Source organism: Streptomyces sp. NBC_01296 (genome assembly GCF_035984415.1).
Lineage (GTDB): Bacteria > Actinomycetota > Actinomycetes > Streptomycetales > Streptomycetaceae > Streptomyces.
Genome location: NZ_CP130721.1, coordinates 328,585 through 350,856 on the forward strand (window position 1 = coordinate 328,585; position 22,272 = coordinate 350,856).

19 protein-coding genes are annotated in these 22,272 nt (G+C 70.9%); 12 read left to right on the top strand and 7 right to left on the bottom strand.

Annotation, left to right across the window (positions count from 1 at the left end; all coding sequences use genetic code 11):
* Positions 1–55 precede the first annotated feature (55 nt).
* Positions 56–1,330: an MFS transporter gene (locus OG299_RS41505; RefSeq protein ID WP_327364859.1), complete on the top strand. Its 1,275-nt coding sequence runs from the start codon at positions 56–58 to the stop codon at positions 1,328–1,330.
* 101 nt (positions 1,331–1,431) lie between these two features.
* Here the strand turns inward: OG299_RS41505 and OG299_RS41510 are convergent, their stop codons facing one another.
* The 3 genes from OG299_RS41510 to OG299_RS41520 all read right to left on the bottom strand — a co-directional run bounded on the left by OG299_RS41510 (position 1,432) and on the right by OG299_RS41520 (position 3,240).
* Entirely contained in the window at positions 1,432–2,343 is a 912-nt protein-coding gene (locus OG299_RS41510) for a C40 family peptidase (RefSeq protein WP_327364860.1), read from the bottom strand.
* A gap of 238 nt (positions 2,344–2,581) precedes the next feature.
* Positions 2,582–3,046, bottom strand: a complete 465-nt coding sequence (locus OG299_RS41515) for a hypothetical protein (protein ID WP_327364861.1) — start codon at positions 3,044–3,046, stop codon at positions 2,582–2,584.
* Entirely contained in the window at positions 3,046–3,240 is a 195-nt protein-coding gene (locus OG299_RS41520) for a hypothetical protein (RefSeq protein WP_327364862.1), read from the bottom strand. The genes OG299_RS41515 and OG299_RS41520 overlap by 1 nt, the downstream gene beginning before the upstream one ends.
* A 60-nt stretch (positions 3,241–3,300) precedes the next feature.
* Between OG299_RS41520 and OG299_RS41525 the strand changes: the two genes are divergently transcribed.
* Entirely contained in the window at positions 3,301–3,765 is a 465-nt protein-coding gene (locus OG299_RS41525; protein WP_266636510.1) for a hypothetical protein, read from the top strand.
* A gap of 114 nt (positions 3,766–3,879) precedes the next feature.
* Here OG299_RS41525 and OG299_RS41530 read toward each other — a convergent pair whose 3' ends face one another.
* A complete protein-coding gene (locus OG299_RS41530; RefSeq protein ID WP_327364863.1) occupies positions 3,880–5,358 on the bottom strand; it encodes an esterase/lipase family protein in 1,479 nt (492 codons plus the stop codon).
* Between the two features lie 20 nt (positions 5,359–5,378).
* Here OG299_RS41530 and OG299_RS41535 point away from each other — a divergent pair, with 20 nt between their 5' ends.
* From OG299_RS41535 to OG299_RS41550, 4 genes are all read left to right on the top strand, one after another.
* A complete protein-coding gene (locus OG299_RS41535) occupies positions 5,379–9,986 on the top strand; it encodes a WD40 repeat domain-containing protein (protein ID WP_327364864.1) in 4,608 nt (1,535 codons plus the stop codon).
* Positions 9,987–10,143: 157 nt separating this feature from the next.
* Positions 10,144–10,971, top strand: a complete 828-nt coding sequence (locus OG299_RS41540) for an RES domain-containing protein (protein WP_327364865.1) — start codon at positions 10,144–10,146, stop codon at positions 10,969–10,971.
* Positions 10,972–11,669: 698 nt separating this feature from the next.
* Positions 11,670–12,086 (top strand): XRE family transcriptional regulator, encoded by a 417-nt coding sequence (locus tag OG299_RS41545; protein ID WP_327364866.1) that lies wholly within the window; start codon positions 11,670–11,672, stop codon positions 12,084–12,086.
* A 126-nt stretch (positions 12,087–12,212) separates the two neighbouring features.
* Positions 12,213–12,857: a dihydrofolate reductase family protein gene (locus OG299_RS41550; RefSeq protein WP_266636500.1), complete on the top strand. Its 645-nt coding sequence runs from the start codon at positions 12,213–12,215 to the stop codon at positions 12,855–12,857.
* A 444-nt stretch (positions 12,858–13,301) separates the two neighbouring features.
* Here OG299_RS41550 and OG299_RS41560 read toward each other — a convergent pair whose 3' ends face one another.
* Positions 13,302–14,390 carry an alpha/beta hydrolase gene (locus OG299_RS41560; RefSeq protein WP_327364867.1) on the bottom strand — a complete coding sequence of 363 codons (1,089 nt, stop codon included), beginning with the start codon at positions 14,388–14,390 and terminating at the stop codon, positions 13,302–13,304.
* 202 nt (positions 14,391–14,592) lie between these two features.
* Between OG299_RS41560 and OG299_RS41565 the strand changes: the two genes are divergently transcribed.
* Both OG299_RS41565 and OG299_RS41570 read left to right on the top strand, forming a co-directional pair.
* Positions 14,593–14,931 carry a PadR family transcriptional regulator gene (locus OG299_RS41565; protein ID WP_327364868.1) on the top strand — a complete coding sequence of 113 codons (339 nt, stop codon included), beginning with the start codon at positions 14,593–14,595 and terminating at the stop codon, positions 14,929–14,931.
* Entirely contained in the window at positions 14,928–15,878 is a 951-nt protein-coding gene (locus OG299_RS41570) for a hypothetical protein (RefSeq protein WP_327364869.1), read from the top strand. The genes OG299_RS41565 and OG299_RS41570 overlap by 4 nt, the downstream gene beginning before the upstream one ends.
* A gap of 59 nt (positions 15,879–15,937) precedes the next feature.
* Here OG299_RS41570 and OG299_RS41575 read toward each other — a convergent pair whose 3' ends face one another.
* Positions 15,938–16,204: a hypothetical protein gene (locus tag OG299_RS41575; RefSeq protein WP_266636479.1), complete on the bottom strand. Its 267-nt coding sequence runs from the start codon at positions 16,202–16,204 to the stop codon at positions 15,938–15,940.
* A 163-nt stretch (positions 16,205–16,367) separates the two neighbouring features.
* Positions 16,368–17,192: an AraC family transcriptional regulator gene (locus tag OG299_RS41580; protein ID WP_266636477.1), complete on the bottom strand. Its 825-nt coding sequence runs from the start codon at positions 17,190–17,192 to the stop codon at positions 16,368–16,370.
* A gap of 49 nt (positions 17,193–17,241) precedes the next feature.
* Here OG299_RS41580 and OG299_RS41585 point away from each other — a divergent pair, with 49 nt between their 5' ends.
* The 4 genes from OG299_RS41585 (at position 17,242) to OG299_RS41600 (ending at position 22,184) form a co-directional block, all read left to right on the top strand.
* Entirely contained in the window at positions 17,242–17,673 is a 432-nt protein-coding gene (locus OG299_RS41585; RefSeq protein WP_053789750.1) for a DUF2000 domain-containing protein, read from the top strand.
* A 64-nt stretch (positions 17,674–17,737) separates the two neighbouring features.
* Positions 17,738–18,757: a DMT family transporter gene (locus OG299_RS41590; RefSeq protein WP_327365005.1), complete on the top strand. Its 1,020-nt coding sequence runs from the start codon at positions 17,738–17,740 to the stop codon at positions 18,755–18,757.
* A gap of 248 nt (positions 18,758–19,005) precedes the next feature.
* Positions 19,006–20,847 carry an AfsR/SARP family transcriptional regulator gene (locus OG299_RS41595; protein WP_266636471.1) on the top strand — a complete coding sequence of 614 codons (1,842 nt, stop codon included), beginning with the start codon at positions 19,006–19,008 and terminating at the stop codon, positions 20,845–20,847.
* A gap of 59 nt (positions 20,848–20,906) precedes the next feature.
* The gene (locus tag OG299_RS41600; RefSeq protein ID WP_327364870.1) at positions 20,907–22,184 is read left to right on the top strand and encodes a cation:proton antiporter; all 1,278 of its coding nucleotides are present in this window, start codon (positions 20,907–20,909) and stop codon (positions 22,182–22,184) included.
* The last annotated feature ends 88 nt before the right edge of the window (positions 22,185–22,272 follow it).

Genomic DNA, 22,272 nt, shown 5'->3' on the forward strand with positions numbered 1-22,272 from the left:
GGCGCTTCACGCCGCGCGCGGACCGACCGTTTTCCCCTTGAAAGGATTCAAGGCCTTGGCCGCAGAACCCAATCTGATCCGACGCCACCGGCTGTTCCGCCGGTTCTGGCTGGCGCGCGCGGTCTCGCTCGTCGGCGACGGCGCAGCCATGGTGGCGCTCGTCCTGCTGGTCAGCCGCGGTGACCACGCCGGAACCGGTGTGTCGCTGATCCTCCTGGCCGAGTCCGTGCCGCGGTTCTTCGGACCGCTCGCCGGGGCGCTCGCGGACCGGATGGGCGTGCGGCGCCTGCTGATCGCCGCCGAGCTGGTCCAGGCCTTGGTTTTCGGGGTCGTCGTACTGGCACGGCCCGGGCTCGCCGTCCTGGTGCCGCTGGTCGCGGTGGCCGCCGCGGCGTCCACCGTCTTCTCCGCTGCGGGACGCACGGTGGTGCCGCGCCTGGTCGACGAGAAGGACCTGATGCCCGCCAACGCGTGGATGGGCACCGCCTTCAACCTCCAGGCCGCGCTCGGCCCGGTCCTCGGCGGCGTGTTCTCCGCATGGGGCGGCGAGTACGGCGCGCTGGCCGTCAACGCGGGCAGCTTCGTGCTCTCCGCCCTGCTGCTGACCCGCATCCCGGCGCTGGAGCCGCTGCGCACCGGCCAGCGGCGGACCCTGCTGGGCGACACCGTCGAGGGGCTGAAGTTCGTACGGCACCACCGGGTGTCCCGGGCCATCGTGCTGCTGCTCCTGCTCGGCCTGTTCTTCGGCTCGCTCGACAACCTGGCGCTGGTCTTCCTCGCCGAGCACACCCTGGATGCGGGCGAGGCCGGATTCGGCATCCTGTCCGCGTCGTTCGGCGTGGCCATGGTCGCCGCCTCGCTGTGGCTGGTCCGCACCGCCGAGAGCCGCTCGCCGGTGTGGGTGCTGCTGGCGGGCTGGTTCTTCACCGGCCTGGGCCTGCTGCTGACGGCCGCCGCGCCGGTGCTGCTCGCCGCGATCGCCATGCAGTTGATCGCGGGCCTGGGCAACGGCGTGGCCAACGTCGGCGAGGAGACGCTGCTGCAGAAGGCCGTGCCCGCCGAGGTGCTGGGCCGGGTGGGCGGCACGCTGTCCTCCGCCGCCTTCTTCGGCAGCACGGCCGGTTACCTGGCCGGCAGCCTGCTCAGCCCCGACAGCCACGCCCGGCTTGTCTTCGTGATCGCCGGCGGCGGCATCTTCCTGGCGCTCGCACTGTGCGGCCCCGCGCTCCTCTCCGCCCGCGCAACGCTCACGGCGGCCCCGGCCGACGCAACGGAGAAGGCCGCCGAACCCGTTGCGCAGCCCGTCGGGCAGCCCGGAGCCGTGGCATGACACCACAGCGCTGAACCTGCGGCGCTCCTTCAGGCACTGCAGGTTGGTGCGGCCGGCCCGACGGATGACCATCCGTCGGGCCGGCCGCGCATCACGGTCGTTCAGCAGTCGCGGATGACGGCGCCGTTGTTGTCCTTGGCTACGTCGTTGCCCCACCGGGACAGGTAGTACGCGGACACCCACTGCCCGGCCGGACCGACGTCCGGGTCGGTCTTCAGCCACCAGTGGTTGAAGCTGCTCCCGCTGCGCACCTCGCGCCCCCAGGCCTTGCAGAACACGTAGTTCGTCCCCTTGTAGAGCGTGCCCGTGCTCGACGTGCCGGTCGGCGAACCGTAGACCGAGGCGTTCGCGAAGGTGTCCACCCAGTACCGGCCGCCGCCGGGCGCGGGGGATCCCCCTCCCGGGCCGTAGAGGCGGATGGCCCCGTAGTAGTCACCGTGCGAGGAGAGCGCGGAGACCTGGACGCGGCCGCCGGAGTACGGCGCCTCGGCAATCTGGCCCTGGCCCAGGTAGATCGCCACGTGATGGATGGTCGAGGGCGTGTTCCCGAAGAAGACCAGATCGCCGGGGAGCAGGGGTGCGGTGCCGTCGCTGCGGTAGAACCTGGCGACCGCCCTGGAGGAGGTCCACTGGGTTCTGGTCACTCCGTTGATGACGTCGCTGCCCACCGCGAGGTAGTAGGCGTGGCGGACCATTCCGGAGCAGTCCAGCCCGCGGACGTGGCAGTCGTTCGGGGCGCCGTTGGACGGGTCGCAGATCCCGTACGTGGGGCCCGGCTGCCCACCGTGGCCGCCGCCCCAGGAGTACGGGGTCCCGATCAGGCCGCAGGCGGCGTTCACCGCCGAGTTGGCCTGCGGGGCGGCCCCGGCGGACAGGACGGCGCAGGCCGGGGCCGCGCGGGCCTGCGGGGCGCCGGAGGAGAAGACGACGACGGAGGCCAGCATGGCGAGGAGCGCGGCGAAGCGCAGGGCGGGGAGGGATCGCCGCGGTGGGAGGCTGACGCGCGTAGGCATGGCGGTGTCCTGGGCTCGTGTGCCACAAGTAGCTTGATATCAGGGGCAGTTGGCGGCGGCCATTCAAGCAGTGCGATGCCGGTGCAGATAGCCCGCGAGCGAAAATTGCTGCAAGCGGTTTCCCCGCCGCGGCACGAGCCCCACGGGGCCCGGACCGCAGGCGGCAGGACGCGGGGGCAGTACCGTCTCGGCGCCCACCGCCGACGGCAATGCTCGTGAGCAGTACCGAAGCACCCCGTCAGTCCGAAGACACCAGCCCTGTGGGTGGTTCGCAGTCGCCCAGGACCGACCCCGACCCGTCGGGGGTGTAGGCGGCCCACAACATGAACAGCTCCAGCAGAATGGCCAGCACGTTGATCCACACACAGATGAAGGCCACGAGCCCCGGCCACGTCTCCCAGAGCCGGATGCCGTAGCGCCGGCGGACTCGCCTGGCGAGCAGTACACATACGACCACGGCCGATATGCCGAGGATCGGCCCCGACCACGCGGCGACGTGTTCCATCTTCGGAAAGGGCATGTGCCGGCATGCTGCCTGCTGCCGATCGACCCAATCCTCGTGGATCACCTGGACGTAGTAGGAACTGAGCACGCCGAATGCGGCCGTGATCGGGACGAGCAGTGACGCGATTACCGTGCCGGGCCTTACCGGGCGCTCCTGCATGGTGTCGTGAGACGCGGCGGAGGAGGGGGAGTTTTCCATCAGTACCAATTCGGATGCGGTCGGACGGTGCGGATGGGCTGCTCGCCGTGGTTCGTGGTGGCGACGTGTTCGCGGCTCTCCGGACTGACGTTCTGGAGCGAGCTGGTGTGCCGGCTCGATTTGATGTCGCTGTCCGGGGCCACCGAGGTGACCACGGAGGCCTGGTAGACCTCAGCCTGGAAGGCCGGCAGCAACGCATCACATCACATCTGCCGCTTTGCTTACTGCTCGATGGACAGGGAAGGGAGTCGGCCATGGCGACATGGGGACTGATCCTGGAGACAACGGTCGGCTTGGGTGAGCACAAACACACCGAGGCCTACGTGATGGCGCACGTGGAGGGTGGGCGTGAGACGGCTCTGGCAGAGCTGGAGCGGCGGGCGCGTGCCTACACGCCGGAGCACCCCAGGAGCCCCAAGCGCCGCCGCCTCTTTCGCGACGGTGATGGATTTCTGCTGGTTGTCGACGGCGCGTGGCAGTCCCACGCCACCCGCTTCTCCGCTGCCGAACTCTTGGACGACACCGACCGCCCTGCACCAGCGCAACGGGTCAGCGATGAGCCGGTCGCGGCTGAGGCGCGGTCGGCCACGACACCGACACCGACGCCGATACCGACGCCGGAGTCCCCGCCGCCGCCGTCAGCGGCGGCGGCGGTGGAGCGCGACGAGGATGGCGTGCCGGTGAAACCGGCGTGGCTGGGACGTACCGACCTGCCGTGAGAGGAGTCGGCGCGCGGCCTGCTCCACAGCGCCCGTCACTGTGGCTGCCGCCCCGGAACACGGACTCCACCAGACCGGGCCTCAGGGTCTGCCGGCATGCAAGTCGACGACTTGTCAGTCCTCCGCCTCCGCCAGGGGCTCGTCCGGGTCGGCGGCCATGGCCAGCTGGGTGATGTCGCAGCCGTCCGGGGTGCGGACGTCGATGCGGTACAGGCCCGGGGCCGGGGCGGTTGCCGTCGCGGTGGCCACGCCGTCCTCCCAGGTCAGGACAAGTGGTGTCGGGCGGGTGGGGTTCTCGAGGTCCGTGAGGTGGCAGGTCAGGCCCGAAAGGGTGTCGACGTCGCTGAGGTGGAGCTTCCAGGGCCGGCCCGCCTCGACCAGGTCGGGGGCGCTCAGGCCGCAGCCGGCCTCGCCCTGGGGCGGGCCCGGGTTGATGTCGTCGCGGACGATCTCGGTGACGGCCTCGAGGGCGGTCTGCGCCTTGGCGACGTCGCCGTGCTGGAGCGGCAGGTGGGTGACGATGTCGGTGAGGATCGCCGATTCCTTGTAGACGGTGCCGTCGCCGTACACCTGGAAGTACCGGACGCGGTCGTGCCGGTCGAGGATGAAGGTGCCGTCGGAGTTCTGCCGGGCGCCGTCGAGATGTGCCTCGACCGTGCCGTTGGTGATCGTCAGGTTCTGCCAGGTGGGCTGGTTGACGCCGACGACGGACCGGTGGCCGGGCAGGGTGATGTCCTTCTGGCCGTGGTGGAAGCGGGCCGCGTTGCGCGTCAGTTCCGCGTCGCCGCCGAGGGCCGCGACGTCGCTCGGCGTGAGGTGGCGTACGCCGTCCCCCGCGCGCAGGCTCCGGTACTGCGGCAGCAGGTCGTGCAGGCCCGGCATCGTGGCGCAGATGGCCCGGAGTTTGCGGTGCGGCAGCCGTACGGGCGTCCCCCGGCCGGTGGCGAGGATGACGGCCGCCTTGACCGAGCCCTGGAAGGGCGTGCCGAGGGTGATGACGCCCCGGGTGTCGGCCTGGAGGTCGCCGTCGTAGCCGGGGTCGAGGGCCGCGCGGGTCACGAGCCCGCCCATGGAGTGGGCGACGAAGACGAGCCGTCCCTCCCGCTGGTCGGCGCGGTGCCGGCGGGCCTGGGTGTGGGCGGGGTGGCGGCGCCAGTCGGTCAGGTGCAGGCGCGCGGCGTCGGCCAGGAGACGGCCGTTGGTGGCGACGGGCAGGCGCCAGTCGTAGGCGAACTCCAGGATCGCGGCGGCGTCGGCGACGCTGGTGCGGATCGTGTCGACCAGGTCGGTGTACGGCTCGCTGCCGGCGAGGTACGGGGTCCAGGCCGAGTGCTTCAGCAGGCCGGTCGCCTTGATGCGGCCGGTCTTGCCCGCCAGCTCGTCCTCGGTCATGGCCAGGGACTTCAGGCCGGAGGGCGTGGTCCAGGCCTTCAGCAGCCAAGAGACGCCGCCGAGGCCCCAGACGTCCTTGCCTGTGGTCGTGTCGCGCAGGGCGCTGCCCATGATCCCCGGTACGACGACCACTGCGTCCTGGGTGACGTGGTCGGGTAACTCGGCGGTGCGGTCCCGGCGCTGGTGCGTGTGCTCGTTCATGGCAGTGAAGAATAGGGACCGTGGACGGGGAGCGGGGCGAGATCGGCTTAGCCGAGGCCGTGGAGGGAACCGAGCTGCCGCAGACGGCGGCAGCGCCGCCCGCCGGCACCCTGTACGTCCTGCCCATGGAGGACGGGAGCGAGGCCCTGCGGCAGGCCCTCGGCGCCCAGCTCGACGCGGTGTCCCTCTGGTGGGAGCGGCCGCCGCCCGCCGGGCCCGGCTTCGTGAAGGTGGCTCCCGGCGAGCCGGTGACCAGCCGTCATGACGTGGAGCGCTTCCTGGAGACGTCGAGGATCCGGGAGGCGGAGCCGGACGTCCCCGTGGTGCTGTACGTGTCGGGCCACGGCCTCACCTCGGGCGCGGCCAAGCACTTCGCGGTCCTGCGGGACACCGACACCCATCGGCTCCTGGCGACGGGGCTGCGTACGACGGAGATCGCGATCGCCGCACTCGACTCGCACGCCCGCGACGTCCTGGTGATCGTGAACATGTGCGAGTCCGCCGACATGGCAGGGGAGCTGCTGGAGCTCTCACGGAGCCTGGACACCGCGCGCACCACGCGCGCCACGCTGAACGTCCTGACCACCGCGGCGCCCAAGATGCAGGTGATGGGCGGGGAGTTCGCGCTCGTCCTGCGCCGGGCCCACGAGTGGCTGCGCACGGCCGGCGGGATCACCCGCCCGTACCTGACGATGGACGAGTTCAGCCGGGCCCTGTACCAGGCGGCGCAGGCGGTCGGCGCGGAGCTCGGCCGGAGCCTGTCCCTCGACTGCCGCCCGCTGATGGGCGGCAAGCTGCACGTGGCGACCGCCGCGCTGCCGAACCCGGGCCACCGGCCGGAGCAGGCCGCGGTGGAGGAGAGCCGGCAAGAGGTGGCGGCGACCCTGGAGGACCTGGGCTACTGGCTGGAGAAGGCCAGCGGCCGCACCGGCGCCGACGACACCGGCTGGTACTTCTCGGGCCGCAAGCGCCTGAACGTCGCGGTGGTCTCCTTCCTGGGCGGCGGGCCGGGCGTCCTCGTCGTCACGGGCATCACCGCGAGCGGGAAATCGGCGATCCTGGGCCGCGCGGTGACCTTGAGCGACGCGACGTTCAGGACGTCGACCCTGTTCGCGGCCGCCGTCGGCCACTGCCCGCAGGACACCGTCCCTGCCGAGGGCTCCGTGACCATCGCGGTCACCGCGCACAACCGGGAGCCACTGGGGCTGTTGGCGGTCATCGCGAAGAAGCTCGGGGCCGCGGCGGACCCCTCGGGCAGGGACCCGCTGAGCCGCTGGCAGTCGGGACTGCGGAAGTTCCTCGCCTCGCCCGGCCCCATGGTGACGGTCGTCGTCGACGCCCTGGACGAGGCGACCGACCCGGCGGCGGTGGTGCACCAGGTCCTGGTACCGCTGGCCGGACACCTGTCCGGCGCCGCGCCGTCGCCGCCCGTACGGCGCGGGGTACGGCTGGTCGTCGCCGTCCGCAGCAGCGACGGCGCCGACCGCCTCGTCCCGGACGGCGGGGGCCGGGAACTGCTGGGCCGGCTGCGGGACGCGTTCCCCGGGGCGGCCGTGCTGCGCACCGACGACGAGGACATGGGCAAGGACGTCGAGGGGTACATACGGGCCCTCTTGGACGGGGAGCCCAACTGGGCGGGACACGACCTGACCGGGGTCTCGCGGACGGTGGCCGAGGCGGTGGGGCGGTCCTTCCTCGACGCCCGCGTGGCGGCGCACCAACTGCGCACCGAGGGGCCGCTGCTGTCGGCCGACCCCGACTGGCTCGCGCGGCTGGGCGAGGGCACGACGGGACTGCTGAAGGACGATCTGGCGAGGTCGGCGGAGGACGGCCTGGGGGCGGACGAGGCGCTGGCGCTGCTGCGCGCGACGGCGTTCGCGCAGGGGCGCGGCATCGCCTGGGGTGAGGTGTGGCCCGCTGTTGCGTCCGCCGTCCGCGGGGAGGCACTCCCGGATGCCGATGCCGAGATCCGGGTGCTGCTGGAAGGCCGCCTGGCTGGGTATCTCACCCGTGACGTGGAAGAGGACCAGCGGGTGTACCGGCCGGCGCACGAACGGCTGGCCGCTGTCCTGCGCGCCTGGCCTGCGGGCGGCGCGGCATCTCGTGGGGGGATGGGAATGACGGATGGTCAGGATGAGCCTGCCGATGAGCCTGATGAGGCCGGCGGTGTCGGCGGGGCTGATGAGGTGACGGGGACCGGCGCGACGGGGCACGCGTACGAGGACGAGTACGACGAGGACGAGTACGACGAGGACAAATACAGGGACGACGATGCCGCCGTGCACGCCTCCATCGCGCGGGCGCTCGCCGATCTGGCCGCGCCGCACACCGGCGGCCGCGCCGCCGGCACCGCCCCGCACCCGTACGTACGGCGGTACCTCGCGCGCCACGCCCGCCTGGGCGGGGTCCTGGACGACGCGCACGTGCCGGCCGACGTGCTGCCCTGGCTGACCGGCAGCCCGATCCGCGGGCTGCTGGGCCCGGGCCGGGGGCAGGAAGGCCGGCTCTGGCTGGAGGCGTGGGCCGCGGTCGAGCCGTACCTGCACCGGGCGGACCGGGAGGACCACCCCTCGCGCCTGGCCAGCCTGCACCTGGCGTACACGGCGCTGCGCCATCCCGGCCTGCCGCGCCCGCGCACCCCCGAAGAGGCGGCGGGTCCGCTGGCGGTGCTGTGGTCCCGGTGGACGCCGCCCGTGAACGTCCTGGCCACCTTCGACGCCACCGTGCGCTCCCTGACGGCGCTGCCGGCACCCGACGGCCGCCCCGCCCTCGCGGCGGGCGACGACGACGGCGGCATCGAACTGATCGACGCGGTCGAGGGAACGGCGGTCCGCGGACGGATCGGCGCCCACGTGGGATCCGTACGGCACCTGCTCCTCGCGCCGCGCCCCGCGCAGTCGCCGCTGCTCGTGTCCGGCAGTACGGACGGCACCGTCCGCCTCTGGGACCCGGCGACCGGCCACCTCGTCGACCAGATCCACCGGCCCGGCGGGATGTGGATCGCCGATGTGTGCGCGTACCGCGACAGCGGGCACGAGCTCGCGGTGCTCTGCGTCAACGGGGACGGGGTGGTGGTCCGGTGGAACGAGCGGATGGGCCCGCTGGCCCTGCTGACCCTGCCGGGGGACACCCCGCGTACGGCGACCACCGCGCTGGCGGCGGTGGAGGAGACGCCCGGCCGGCCGTTGCTGGCGATCGCCGACGGTGCGTTCCTGGTGTTCCGGGACACGGCGGCCGAGACGGAGGTGGCGCGGTTCGAGTTCCCGGCCGACGTACGCGTCCTCGCTCCGACCACGCGGCCGGGGACGGTCGCGGCCGGCCACGCGGACGGGAGCGTCACCGTCTGGGGCCCCGGCGGACCGCTCGCGACTCTCACCGGCGCCGGTGGGCCGGTGGGCAGCCTGGCCGGCCTCGTCCTGGGCGAACGCCACCTCCTCGCGGCCGGGACGGGCAGCCGCATCGCCGTATGGGACGTCTCCCGGTGGGACACCGCCGCCGAGGAGCCGCCGGGGCTGCTCAGCGGGCACACCGCCGCGGTGACCGCGCTCAGCCCCGTCGCCTCGCCGGATTCCGGGATCCTCGCGTCGGCCTCCTGCGACGGCACGCTGCGCCTGTGGAACCGGGAGGTCCTGGAGCGGGCGCTGACCGCCTCCCGTACGCCGGCCGAGCCGGCGCCGACGGGCGGGGCGCTGCTGCTGCCGGAGCCGGGGGACCCCCGTCTTCCGACCTGGTTCGCGCTCACCGGCGACCGCCCCGACATCGAGGTCCGGGACATCGTCACGGGGGACGAGGTCGCCCGGATCGACACCGGCCGGCCGCCGTCCGCGCTGGCCTGGGCCCACCGCCGCGAGGGTCGCGTACTGGTGTCGGCCGGATGCGAGGACCACGGCATCCGTCTGTGGGACGCGGGTACCCGGCAGGCCCTGCCGGACGTCCTGGAAGGCCATTTCCTCCCGGTCCGCGCCCTGGCCGCGTGCACCACCGCCGACGGCCGGCACCTGCTGCTGAGCGGCGGGGACGACGAGACGGTCCGGCTGTGGGATCTGGACCGCCCGGCCCCGCTGCGGGAGTGGACCGGTCACGGCCTGCGGGTGATGGCGGTGGCGGCGGCCTCGTGCGAGGGCGGCGGGGACTGGTTCGCCTCGGCCAGCTCCGACGGCACCGTACGGCTGTGGGACGCGGAGCGCGGTGGTGCGCTGGGCCGGCCCCTGCGCTGCGACCAGGGGCTCCTGCACGCCGTCGCCGTCAACCCCGGCCCGCTGGACGGCCTTCCGCCGCATCTGGCCAGCGGCGGAGACACGGGCACGGTGCGGCTGTGGGACCTGCGCGAGCGCCGCCCCCTGGGGGAGCCGCTGACCGGCCACACCGCGGCCGTGCACGCCCTGGCCCTGTGGAGCGCGGAGGGACACGGCAGCTTCGTCGCCTCCGGCGCGGCCGACGGGACCATCCGCCTCTGGGACGCCGCCACCGGGCAGTGCCGGCTGCTGCTCGCGGTGGGGAGCCCCGTACGCAGCCTCGCCGCGCACCCGTCGGCGGCCGGCGGGCGCGTCGTGCTCTCCTTCGCCGGGGACGCCGGAGCCGCCGCGGTGGAGATCGACCTCACCCGGTGCCGGGCGGGCGGAGCCTGATCAACCCGCATGCGCCCCCTGCGTTCCCTCGTGCGCCCCCAATGGCCCCACGCAACCCGGTCGCGCAGGTCCCAGCCGAGCATGAAAATGATCGTTCGGCATGTGCCACGGATCAATACGCCGTGGGGCGCGTGCCATCCGCTCATGAGCGCCCCTCATGAGCACCACACCGTCACGAGACCGGCTCTCCCGGCGGCCGGACCGCCCCGTCGGCCCGGCCGCTGCACGAGCCACGAGCAACACCGGCCCGCGCCTCGCGGAGGGCGGCCGGAGCAAGGAGAGCGGCCGCATGAGCCGGGACACCGTACAGCCGGACGTCGTCCTCGTCCCCGCACCCGACCACGGCGTATGGCGCCTGGGGAAGGCCAAGAACCCGGTCAAGTACGAAAGGATCAGCCAGGAGGACTGGTTCCGGACGGGCGGGAACCGCTGGAGCCTGGTCAGCTACGACATCCTCTACTGCGCCTCCCGGCACGACGGGTGCTTCGCAGAGGCCTTAGCACCCTTCCGTGTGGACCCCAAGATGCGGGAGGTCATCGGGGACGAGTGGACGAAGCCGTCCTTCATGACCCCCGGCAAGATCCCCCGCGACTGGACCACGCGCCACATCCTGGTCCGCCTGCAGCTTCCCAAGGAGGCCCGCTTCCTCGACGTGGACGACGAGCGGACCCTGGAGACGCTCTCCCGCGAACTCAAGGACGAGCTGGCGGAACAGGGCGTGGACAGGCTCACCACGGAGCACATCCAGGGCTTCAACCGCCGGATCACCCGGCAGATCTCGGCGTGGGCCATCACCCAGCGCACCGGCCCCTCGGAGCAGGAGCGCCTCATCCACGGCATCGCCTACCGCTCCCGCTTCGGGATGCGCCAGTGCTGGGCCGTCTTCAACGACGTGGAGCTCAAGCAGGAGGAGACCAGCCTGATCTTCCCCGAGTCGGAGGCGCTGCGGCGGGTGGCCGAGGAGTACGACCTGACGATGCTGTGAGCGGAGGAGCAACCCGCCACCCCCCTCAATCCCCTCGCATTGCCCCCCTGAAAAGAGGACTGAAACCAACCTGAAAGCCTCTACGCCGCTGTCGTCCAAAAGAGCGAAACAACTCGTTCCCTGTCACCCCCACAGCGCCCGCCGCCCTCCCAATTCGGCAGGTCAGGATGGAAGTCCGGTCTCAAACCCGCCAGTTGACGCACCGTCGAGATCGCGCTGGATTCTGCCTAAGAGGTGGAGTTGGAAGGTGATAATGGGTAACCTAACCAGTACATAGCCCAACTTGGAGCATGTGGGGGATCTCATGAACAACATCCGTTGCACCGTCAGTGCGTTCTTACCCGTCGGGCTCGCGCCATGCGTCGCGGCACCACCGCCCGCCACGGGCTCCGCACCCTCAGGTCACCCCAGTCATCCATGCGCCGGATCCCCGCGGACCGGAATACATCGATGCTGAGCGCCGACCGCTGACCGCTGGTCGGCACGCCCCACCCCACCCGCGCTGGTACACGCTTCCCCGCGGGTCGGGAACACACCACGAAGCGTTCGCGGCTCGCCGAGACCGAGCGTCCCTTCCGTCTGTCCCCGTGGCAGTACGCGACAGCCAGGTCCTGCGGGCACACCCCGACACCCGTCGCCTGAACACGCGACCCGCCACCGGACGGGCGCGCAGTCAGGGCAACGAGGGAGACCTGACCATGCCTTCTGCTGACACCACCACGCCCCCCGTCGCCGTTGCCGTCGCCAAGAGCGTTGCCAGCGCCGAAAGAGCCCATGTCGCCACCGTGCGCATGCACATCAGCGAGATCGCCCGCTTCCTCCAGGAGAACCTGGGGCAGCGCCTGACCGCGCGGATCGCCAACATCAGCGATCCCAAGCAGGTCGGCAAGTGGGCCTCGGGCGACACCACGCCCCGACCCGAGTCGGAGCAGCGACTGCGCGCGGCCCTGCAGGTCTTCCAGCTCATCCAAGACGCCGAAAGCCTCTACACGGCCCGCGCCTGGATGATCGGCATGAACCCGCAGCTCGAGGACGAGGCGCCGGCGCAGTGCATCGCCGACGGCAGGATGCGCGACGTGATGGTGGCGGCCCGAGCCTACGTGGATGGCGGCTGACCCCACGCGTACCGGCTCGGGTCATACCGCGGGGCCGGGTGAAGCCGGTTCCGGCGCGGCGATGAGTCTGCGGGCATCCGCAGGTCTATCTCTTGACGGAGACAACCGACTCATCGGGAGTGCGCCATGGGCCTCATCCACATCGAGATGTTCGCGACCCTCGACCTCGTCGGGCAGGCGCCCGGCGGCCCCGACGAGGACCCGGTGGAGTTCCCGTTCGGCGGCTGGCAGGCGCCCCTGCTGGACGAGGTCGCCGGGGCACAGGTCGGTGCCGCGTACGAAGACACGGACGCCCTGCTGCTCGGCCGGCGGACCTACGACATCTTCGCCGCCTACTGGCCTCACCAGGAGGGCGGCGAGGACAACGAGATCGCCACGCTCTTCAACCGCGTCCCGAAGTACGTGGCCTCGCGCGGCCGGCCCGACCTCTCGTGGGCCGGGTCCACGCAGCTCGGCCCGGACCTCGCCGGCGCGGTGCGTGAGATCCGTGACCGCCACGAGCACGTGAAGGTCGTCGGGAGCCTGAACCTCGTGCAGAGCCTCCTGCGCGAGAAGCTCTTCGACCGTCTCGACCTCTGGCTGCACCCGATCGTGCTCGGCGTCGGGAAGAAGGTGTTCGCCGATGGTGCGGTGCCCACCAACGTCACGCTCCTCGCACCCCCGGCAGCCGGCCCGAAGGGCACCGTGTACCTGCGCTACGGGCTCGCCGACGGCACGCCCGCGACGGGGGACATGAGCGCCCCCGACCGCGGTGTCGCAAGCGCCGACTGAGGCATGGCGCGCGGCGGCCACGGCGAAGGCCGGGCAGCCGACGATGCGCCCGAGGGCGGTGAGAAGGTGTCACGCAACCCATTGCCTCGGGCTCCTCGGCGCCGCCGCGTTACCCGCCGGCGCAGCCGCCTTGCCCGGCCCCGTACCGCCGAGTCCCTCACCTGCCGCGGGGCCGGCGTCGACCCCGCCGCCCGCGTCCGCCACCGGGCCGAGATCCTCGTCAACGCGCCGCTGCGCACGGTCTGGAAGCTGCAGACCGACGTCGAGCGGTCGACGCGGACGTCCCCACCGCGACCGCCATCCTCCGCCAGGGACTCGAAGGATGGCTGAACGGCCTGAAGGCCACCCCGAGGCCCGGACCCCCCACCGGACGGACTGACCCGTGTGTTCTCGGCAACGTGACGTCTCCGTACAGTGGCCCGCCGGTGCCTTCCGCGCCTGCCCCTATTGCGGCTTCGGGCCCTTCATCAGCTTGCTGAGCTGTTCCAGGGGGCCTTCCTTCATGCCCCGGACGTAGTCCCAGCCGTTGTGGTCGCCGCCCTGGATCTCGTGGATCGTGACCTTGATCGGGCCCTTGCCGAACTGCTGCTGGAACTTCTCCATCCGGTCGCGGCCGCCTTCCTTGGTGCCGTACTGGAAGAGGACGTTCACCTCGGGGCCCTTGTCGTTGATCAGCTTCGGGGCGAGCTTCTCGGGGTTGTTCGCGTCCATTTCCGCCTGGTGGCCCTTCCAGAGCGGGGAGTCGGGGACGATCTCGCCGCCGTTGGCTATGACGGCCCGGAAGCGGTCCGGCTTCTGCAGGAGCTGCTTGAGGCCGACGAAGGCGCCGGAGGAGTTGCCCATGAAGGCCCAGCCGTCGCGGGACTTGTAGGTACGGAAGTTGGCCCGGGCGAGGTCGGGTACGTCCTCGCCGATCCAGGTGCCCATCTTGGCCTGGCCGGGGATGTCGGAGCCGTCGTAGTAGTACTTGTTGTCCGGGTTGAGGATCGGCATGACCAGGATGAACGGGAGGCTCTTGCCGGCGGCGGCGCCCTCGGCGACGGCCTTCTGGAGGCCCAGCTGCGGCATGGTCGCCCAGTAGTTGTCGGCGTTCCCGTTGCCTCCGGGCAGCGCGATCATGACCGGGAAGGCGCTCTTCGCGTACTCCGGGCGGTCGTACTCCTTGGGCGTCCACACCCAGACGCTGCCCTCGAAGCCGGACTTGGCGCCCTTCACCCGGGCCTTGGATATGCGGGTGCCGTCGTCCAGCTTGACCGTCTGCTTGAACTCGGTGAGCGGGCCGGTGGGGAGGGACACGTCCGGGTCCGCGCTCGGCGCGGAGGCCTGCTTCCCGCCGCCGGTCTGCTTGTCCTTGTCCGCTCCGGTGGAGGGCTTCGCGTAGCTGACGGACTCTCCGTTCCCGTCGAACCAGTCCGTCTTCCAGTGGATCAGCCCGGCGCCCGCGCCGGCGAGCACGGCCACGGCCACCGCGGAGCCGATCCACACCTTCTTGCGGGATCGCCTGGGCGGTTGCGGCTGCGGGTACACGTGCACGAACTTCGCTCCGAACAGTGCGGCTGCCCTCGAGCGGGCAGAACGGGTGGGTCTTCCTCTTTGGATGCGTTTCTCGACCCCGAGGTTGCAAAAACAGGCAATAAATGTCGTTTAGGTTTCAAATGGGTGTGCCGTACGCACGGTTCGGGCTCGGATCGGCCCCCGTCCCACATATATCGGAGGCCGATATATGCTCGCGGACATGACGAAACGATCACCGTCTCTGACGGAATCGCAGTACTTCATCCTTGCGGCCCTTCAGGAGGGCCCCTTGCACGGCTACGGCATGATCAAGGCCGCCGAGCAGGCCACGGACGGACGGGTCAAGCTCGCCGTCGGCACCCTCTACGGGGCGCTGGAGCGGATGGAACGGTCGGGGTGGGTCGCAGCCGATCGCGAGGAGGTCGTGGACGGCCGGGCACGGCGCTACTACCGCCTCACCGAGGACGGCGACGGCGTGCTCCGGCAGGAGGCCCTGCGCATGCAGCAGGCGGCGGCCGTCGTCATCGGCCGTCCTTCCTTCAGGGTGGCCCAGGCATGAACCGTATGCTGCTCGCCGCCTACCCCAAGGACTACCGCACCCGGCAGGGGGAGGAGGTGCTGGGCTGCCTGGCCGAGGCGTACCCGGGCCGCTCCTGGCCGCCGCCCCGCGAGGTCGTCGCACTGCTTCGCGGAGGGGTCCAGGCCCGTGCCCGCGCCGCCTGCGAGGACAAGTCCCGGCCGTGGTGGCTGGACGGCTTCCACCTGACCGCCCTCGTCCTCGCCGCCCTGGCGCTGGTGCCGTACCTGCAGGACGTGTGGCACTGGGCCCTGGGCATCGAGCCCGGCGGCTACACCATCGGCTTCCACGACGTGGGCTGGTTCCCCTGGACACAGGGCTCCGGAACCCGGACGCGGCTCCTTCCCTACGGCGTGCTCCCGCTGATCTGCCTGGTCGCACTGCTGCGCGGCAAACGGTGGATCGCGCTGCCGGCCTCGGCGGCGATGCTCTTGGCCGGAACCGGGCTCGCGGGCTCGACGCTCTTCGGTGACGAAGGCGTGGTGGGCGTCGGCTACTACGGACTGGGCGCTCCGCTACGGGCCCATGACCTGGTGCTTTCGGGGATCCTGTTCCTCACCTGCGCAGGACTGGCGGCCTACCGTCCGAGCAGCCTGCGCCGCCGCTCGTACGGCTGGCTCGTCCCGGTGGCGGGTGCCCTGTTCATGGCCGGCTCCCTGCACATCACCTCGGGTGATCCCTATTTCCAGCGGGGCCTGTTCGCCCTGGAAGTCGCCGCGTTGACCGCCGCGTGGGTGGTGACGGCCGCCACCGGCGACTACCGGTGGCTCATTCCCGTCGCCGCGTTCACGATCGTCCGGGCCGAAGCGATCGTCACCCAGCCGTACCTCGTGGGATCCCTGCCGAGCCACGTCGTACTGCTCTGCCTGATCATGCCGATCCCCCTCCTGGCCGTCACCGCACAACGCCGCCAGAGCCGCACCACCTGAGCCGCCGGTCCGGCTCATCGTGACGGGGTGTCACGGCCCCACGGGGCCGGGCACGGGCCTCAGCCCGTCTCCTCGGGCGCCGTGGAACGCGATGCACGGCGCCCCTGCCACCACACGGTCACGGCGGTGAGCCCACCGGCGGCCACGAAGAAGCCCACCTTCACCGCGGCCTTGCCGGACAGCCAGGCCGCGCCGACGCCCAGGTTCAGGCCCAGCCACCAAAAGATCGCGCACACGCCTGCCGCAGCGAGCACTCCCGCCACGACACCCATGGCAACCCGCAGCCATCGGCGTCCGCCGGTGTGGTCCCCCGTATCACTGGTCATACGGGCCATGCTAGGGACCGGTGGCGCGGCCTTCGTCCGCACGGAGGATGATCGCGCGGGCAACTTTCGTCGCGGAAACCGCCCGAGGCGCGAGCCGAAAGTCTCTGAAGGCGTGTCAGGACGCCGGGGTGGGCCGGTCCGCGGTGGTTCCTTCCAGGGTGGTTCAGGTCGGTGGATCGGCCAGGTGGCGGGCCGGGCCGCTGCGGGCGTAGCGGCCCGGGCTGGTGCCCAGCACGCGCTTGAAGTGCCGGTTGAAATGGGACTGGTCGTAGAAGCCGGCCGAGGCCGCCACCAGGCGCGGCGCCATGCCTGCGAGCAGCAGCTTGCGGGCCAGGTCCACGCGCCGTCCGGTCAGGTACTGGTGCGGGCCCATGCCGAACTCCCTGCTGAACACCCGGACGAGGTGCGCGGGGTGGACGTGGAGCGCCGCCGAGGCGTCCTGGAGGCTGACGCCCTCCACGAACTTCTCGTCGAGGAGATCGCGGAGCCGGTGTGCGATGCCGGCGTCGCGGGTCGGGGTGTGGTCCTCGAAGCGCCGTTCCAGGTGGCTGCGCAGGCGTTCGGACACCAGTGCCAGCCTGCTCTCTGCCTCGAGTTCGTCGCCGGTGTGCTCCAGTGCCTGGTGCAGCTGGTTGATGCGCTGGCGCAGCAGGAGGTCGTCCATGACGGGGCTGTCCACCGCCAGGCCGATGAGGCTGTCGCCCAGCTGTGAGGAGTCGAGATATACGACCCTTTTCTGAAAACCGGTCGGAGTGACCGAGTGTCCATTATGTGGGACGTGCGGGGGCAGCAGTGTGATCATTTGGTCCAGGGCACCGTGTTCGTGCCGGTCCAGGTTGTATCTGACCATGCCGTCGTCGACGATCAGCAGCGTCCACGAGTCATGCGTGTGCATGGGATAGACGTGGTCGGTGATGCGGGCGTGGTAGACCTCTTCGATTCCCGCCAGGGCGGGGCGCCAGGCGCGTACCTGCGGATGATCAAGCATGCAAAGATCGTACAAGACTTGACCTGGGTGCTCGGGGTTTGATTCATCCATGGACAGCGTGAACGAACCCGTTCGTTTTGAGACAAAGATCGCCGTGGTCTTGCGTGACGATCTTCAGGTGTGGCAACGCCTCAACATGACCGCCTTTCTCGTCAGTGGAATCGGGCGCAAGGTTCCGGAAGTAATCGGCGAGCCCTATTCGGACGCCGACGAGACCGAGTACCTGCCGATGTTCCGCCAGCCGGTGCTGGTCTTCGAGGCGAGCAAGGAGGCCCTGACCACCTCGCACCAGCGTGCCGTCAGCCGGGGTCTGCCCCTCTCGGTGTTCACCACCGACCTCTTCACCACCAACAACGACCGGGACAACCGGGCCGCCGTTGCAGCCGTCCACCGGGACCAGCTGGACCTCGTCGGCATGGCCGTGTACGGGCCGCGCAACGCGGTGGACAAGATCATCAAGGGCGCTCGAATGCACCCGTGACGTCTCCTTAGGGCGTGGCATGGAAAAGGAAACGTCGCTGCGGAGCGAATCCGCACAGGCGTATGTGTACTTGCTCGCGACGATGGCGCTCTTCGGTAGTGCTTTCGCCAGCTCCAAATCAGTGGTCGGCCATATGCCCCATCAGGTCGCCGCTGTTCTCCGCTTCGGTGGCGGCGCGGTCATCCTGGTGGTTCTGCTCGCTTTCATCGGACGGAAGTCGGGGGGGCCGGCGCTTACGCGTTCGCAAATCGCGCGTGCGGCGGCAGTGGGACTCGTCGGGGTTTTCGCGTACAACCTGTTCTTCTTCTGGGGTCTTTCTCTGGCCCCTTCGATCGACGGAAGCATCATCGTTCCGGTTCTGAGCCCGGTCATCACGACGGGAATTCTCCTGGCCCTGGGCCGGGAAAAGGCTTCAGGCGCCCGAATAGGCGGACTGGCGCTGGGAGTATCGGGCGCCGTCGTGTTCTTCATCGGTGCGGGGGGCACCGGCATGGATGCGGGCGGGTCCCGGCTGACCGGGGACCTCGTCTACCTGCTCGGCGCACTCTCCTGGGCGGTGTACAGCATCGCCTCGAAGAAGGTCCTGGTCGGCATGGACCCGCTACGGGCCACCACGTTCGGCACCCTGGCCGGGGCGTTGGCCCTGCTGCTCTTCGCCGTGCCCGCGTTCCCGGACGTCGAGTGGAGCGCGCTGTCCTCGACGACTTGGCTGAACGTCGTGTACCTCGCCGTCGGCCCCACCGCCATGGCCTACCTCTTCTACTACCGGGGCCTGAGGGTCGTCAGCCCGTCGACCGCGACCGTCGTCATGTTCTCCGTGCCGGTGTTCGGGGTGACCTGCGCCGTCGTGTTCCTGGGCGAGTCGTTCGGCGGACTTCAACTGGCCGGCGCCGCCGTCATGCTGGCCGGTGCCCTGCTGGCCGTGACGCAGGGCCGCCTGCGTCAACAGGCCCCGGAGCAGCCCGAGCAGGAGACCGAGCGGGGGGCCGAGTCGGCCGCGCCGGCTCCCCTTTCGGGAACCGGCGGCCGGGAATCCCTCCGGACGGCCGATTCCACGGCCGTCCGGACGCTGGAAGAAAACTAGAGAAATGCCGCATCGCCTCCGGGGGGAAGGCGATGTGCACGCTCATCACCCGCTCAGGGCCTCGCCCCGGCCCTGGGTGGGTGCCCGCTTTCCCAACCCCCACGTGCACCCAGCGTCGTGTGCACGGATAAGACGCTCATCCGTACGGAATGCAAGATCGGGGTCTCAACTTCATGTCTGAAGTCGAGTTTCGGGTGCTGGGGCCGCTTCAGCTCAAGGTGAGCGGGCGCACAGTACCTCTGAGAGGTATGAAACATCAGATTGTGCTCGGATCGCTCCTGACCGCAGAGAGCCGACGCACATCCATCGGACGTCTCGTCGACTCGGTCTGGGGAACCACGCCGCCGAGCACCGCGGGTAAACAGATCCGCAATGCCGTATCCGACCTGCGCAATATCCTGGCCCCCAGCGGAGCCGTCATCACTCCCGTCGCCGACGGCTACCAGCTCGACATCGGCGAGGCCAGGCTCGACCTGCACGAGTTCCGCCGTCACCTGGCGCAGGCGCGCACCCATCTCGGCCACGGGCGGAAGCCGGACGCGATCGTGGAGTTCCGCGCCGCGCTGTCCCTGTGGACCGGTCCGATGCTCTCGGGGATCGAGAGCGCCACCCTGCAGGCCCAGGTCGCCGGCGTGAACGAGGGCCGGCTTTCGGTCGCCGAGGAGTGCATCGACCTGGAACTTGCCCAGGACCGGCACAAGAGCCTCGTCAGCGAGCTCGCGGCCTGGGTGGCCGAATATCCCCTGCGTGAGCGCATGGTCGCCCAGTACGTCCTCGCCCTGCACCGCTCCGGCGCCCGGGCGCGCGCCTTCACCGTGTACGAACAGGCCAGGCGCAACCTGGCGGAGTCGCTCGGTCTGAGCCCCGGCCCCGAACTGCTCGAAGTCCACCAGCTGATGCTGCGCGAGGACACCGACGCGGCGGCTCCCGCAGCCACACCCGCCGCCCGGACCGCGCCCTCCGCCCCGGCCGTTCCCTTCCCCGGCGTGTCCGCCTCCGCCGAGCCCGCCGTTTCCACCGCCGATGCCGGTGCGCCCGCACCGGACAGCCTGCCGTTCGAGAGCGGGCACTTCGTCGGCCGGACCGCGGAGGTCGAGGTCCTCCTCGCCGAAGGCACGGCCCCCGGGGCGCGACGCGTGCTGTCCGTCGACGGCATGGGAGGCGTGGGCAAGACCACCCTCGCGGTGTACGTCGCCCATCGCGTGGCGGACCGGTATCCGGACGGCCGGATCTTCCTCGACCTGTGCGGCCACACCCGGCACGAGGATCCGCTCGGCCACCGGGCGGCACTGCGCCGGCTGCTCGTGCTCTCCGGCCTGCCGGAAGGCGAACTACCCGACTCGGTCGAGGCCCTGGTCCAGATGTGGCGCGGTCGCACCACCGGCCGGCGCATGCTGGTCGTCCTCGACAACGCTGTCGGCGCGGAGCAGATCAGACTGCTGCTTCCGGCCGGTGACGAGTGCCTGACCCTGGTCACCAGCAGGCGCCGCCTGACCATGACCGCACTGTCTCCCACCCGGGTGGTGTCCCTGGACCCCCTACCCCGCGAGGAGGGGTACGCCTTGTTCTGCCGGCTTCTGGGCAAGCGGCACCCCGCGCCCCGGCCCGATGAGGTCAGCGGCATTCTGGACCACTGCGGCGATCTGCCGCTGGCCGTCGCCGCAGCCGCGGCGCGCCTGCGGCGACGGCCTTCCTGGCAGCTGTGGCACTTGGCCCAGCGGCTCGCGGACCCGGCGTTGCGGCTAGCCGACCTGCAGACGGAGCACGGCGGGCTCGAGGCCTGCTTCGACGCCTCGTACCGGCATCTGAACGCGGGTCAGCAGCGGCTGCTGCGCCTCCTCGGCACGGCCGAAGGGGAACGTACGAACGTGGCGTCCACCTCGCTGTTGGCCGGACTGCCGCCCTTCGTCGCCGAGCAGATGCTCGAGAGCCTGGTCGACGAGCACCTCCTGTTCCAGCCGGAGCCGGGACAGTACCGCATGCACCCGCTGGTGAAGACGTACTGCGCGCAGCTCCCCGGGCAGGACGGCACGAGCGGGCCGCAGCCGGAACAACGCGGCGCCCTGAGCGCCGAGCCGCTGGCCGCCTGAGCTCGCTGCCCGTTCTCCCTCCTCCGACGTCCTCCACTGCGCCCTCACGGAGCTCTGCCATGACCGGAAACACTCTCGCGGACTTCTTCCTCACGTTCGCGCTCGTCCTGGGCGCCGCCAAGGTCTTCGTGACGCTCGCCCGCCGACTGGGGCAGCCCGCCGTGGTCGGCGAGATTTGCGCCGGGCTGCTGGCCAGCCCGATGATCCTCACCCAGGCGGGGGCCGACGCCGTTCTGCCCGCCGAGGTGAAGCCCCTGCTGGGAGCCCTGGCCAACGTGGGCCTCGCCACCTTCATGTTCATCATCGGCTACGAGATCGACGCAGGCTTCCTGCGGAGCCGCAAGAAGGCCACGATGGGTCTGGTCGCCGGATCCGTGGCCGTCCCTCTCGTCGCGGGCGCCGCCCTGGCCGTCCCCCTGGCCCGCACCTACGCTCCCGGCAGCCACACGGGCTTCGTCCTGTTCGTGGGGGTGGCCATGTCGGTCACCGCGTTCCCCGTGCTGGCCCGGATCCTCGCGGACCGCGGCCTGAACAGGCACCCGGTCGGCGGCCTCACCCTTGCGGCCGCCGCTGTCGGCGACCTGGTCGCCTGGGTCTGCCTGGCGGGAGTCGTCGCGTACGCGGGGGCCGCGGGTCAGTGGCGGATGATGCTGCTCCCGGTGTACCTCGGCGTCATGTTCGCCGTGATCCGGCCCCTTCTCGGCGCGTTCGTCGAGCGGGCCCGGGCACGGGAGGCGGGCGCCGGGCGGATCGTGCCCGCCCTGATCGTGGGCCTGATGCTGTCCTGCGCGGTCACGGAATGGCTCGGGATCCACTTCATCTTCGGCGCGTTCGCGTTCGGCGCGGTGATGCCCCGCAGCACACCGGGCGACCTGCGGATCCAGATCATGCGGCACATGGAACAGGTGGGGCACGTCTTGCTTCCGCTCTACTTCGTGGTGGCCGGCACCAAGGTCGACCTCTCCGCGTTCGGCCTGACCGCCCTGCTCACCCTGGCCGCCGTGATAGCCGTCGCCGTGGTCTCGAAGGCGGCCGGATCCTATGCCGGTGCCAGGCTCTCCGGGCTCCCGCACGCCACGGCCATGCCGGCCGCCGTACTCATGAACACCCGTGGACTCACAGAGATCGTCATCGTGGCCGTCGCCCTGGAGATGGGTCTCATCAACCAGGACTTCTATTCCATGATGGTCGTCATGGCCGTCGTGACGACCGCCATGACCGGGCCGCTGCTGAAGCTGACCCGCGTATTGCCCGAGGCCTCCCCGGTTCTCCCGCCGGACGATTCCGCCGCCGACTGTGCCGCCGTTCCGTCGGAAAAGGCCGTGAAGACGGGCTGAGAGCAACATGAGGGCGGCTTGAGTGCCGGTTGAGGGCAGCATGAGGATCACTCGGGGATGCATCGAGGACGCCTCGTCATACGTTTGC

What these genes read in the sequence shown, in the direction of transcription:
- OG299_RS41510 (WP_327364860.1), bottom strand. Translation starts at nt 2,343, where the DNA reads ATGCCTACGCGCGTCAGCCTCCCACCGCGGCGATCCCTCCCCGCCCTG.
- OG299_RS41515 (WP_327364861.1), bottom strand. Translation starts at nt 3,046, where the DNA reads ATGGAAAACTCCCCCTCCTCCGCCGCGTCTCACGACACCATGCAGGAG.
- OG299_RS41525 (WP_266636510.1), top strand. Translation starts at nt 3,301, where the DNA reads ATGGCGACATGGGGACTGATCCTGGAGACAACGGTCGGCTTGGGTGAG.
- OG299_RS41530 (WP_327364863.1), bottom strand. Translation starts at nt 5,358, where the DNA reads ATGAACGAGCACACGCACCAGCGCCGGGACCGCACCGCCGAGTTACCC.
- OG299_RS41540 (WP_327364865.1), top strand. Translation starts at nt 10,144, where the DNA reads ATGAGCACCACACCGTCACGAGACCGGCTCTCCCGGCGGCCGGACCGC.
- OG299_RS41545 (WP_327364866.1), top strand. Translation starts at nt 11,670, where the DNA reads ATGCCTTCTGCTGACACCACCACGCCCCCCGTCGCCGTTGCCGTCGCC.
- OG299_RS41550 (WP_266636500.1), top strand. Translation starts at nt 12,213, where the DNA reads ATGGGCCTCATCCACATCGAGATGTTCGCGACCCTCGACCTCGTCGGG.
- OG299_RS41565 (WP_327364868.1), top strand. Translation starts at nt 14,593, where the DNA reads ATGACGAAACGATCACCGTCTCTGACGGAATCGCAGTACTTCATCCTT.
- OG299_RS41570 (WP_327364869.1), top strand. Translation starts at nt 14,928, where the DNA reads ATGAACCGTATGCTGCTCGCCGCCTACCCCAAGGACTACCGCACCCGG.
- OG299_RS41575 (WP_266636479.1), bottom strand. Translation starts at nt 16,204, where the DNA reads ATGACCAGTGATACGGGGGACCACACCGGCGGACGCCGATGGCTGCGG.
- OG299_RS41580 (WP_266636477.1), bottom strand. Translation starts at nt 17,192, where the DNA reads ATGCTTGATCATCCGCAGGTACGCGCCTGGCGCCCCGCCCTGGCGGGA.
- OG299_RS41585 (WP_053789750.1), top strand. Translation starts at nt 17,242, where the DNA reads ATGGACAGCGTGAACGAACCCGTTCGTTTTGAGACAAAGATCGCCGTG.
- OG299_RS41595 (WP_266636471.1), top strand. Translation starts at nt 19,006, where the DNA reads ATGAAACATCAGATTGTGCTCGGATCGCTCCTGACCGCAGAGAGCCGA.
- OG299_RS41600 (WP_327364870.1), top strand. Translation starts at nt 20,907, where the DNA reads ATGACCGGAAACACTCTCGCGGACTTCTTCCTCACGTTCGCGCTCGTC.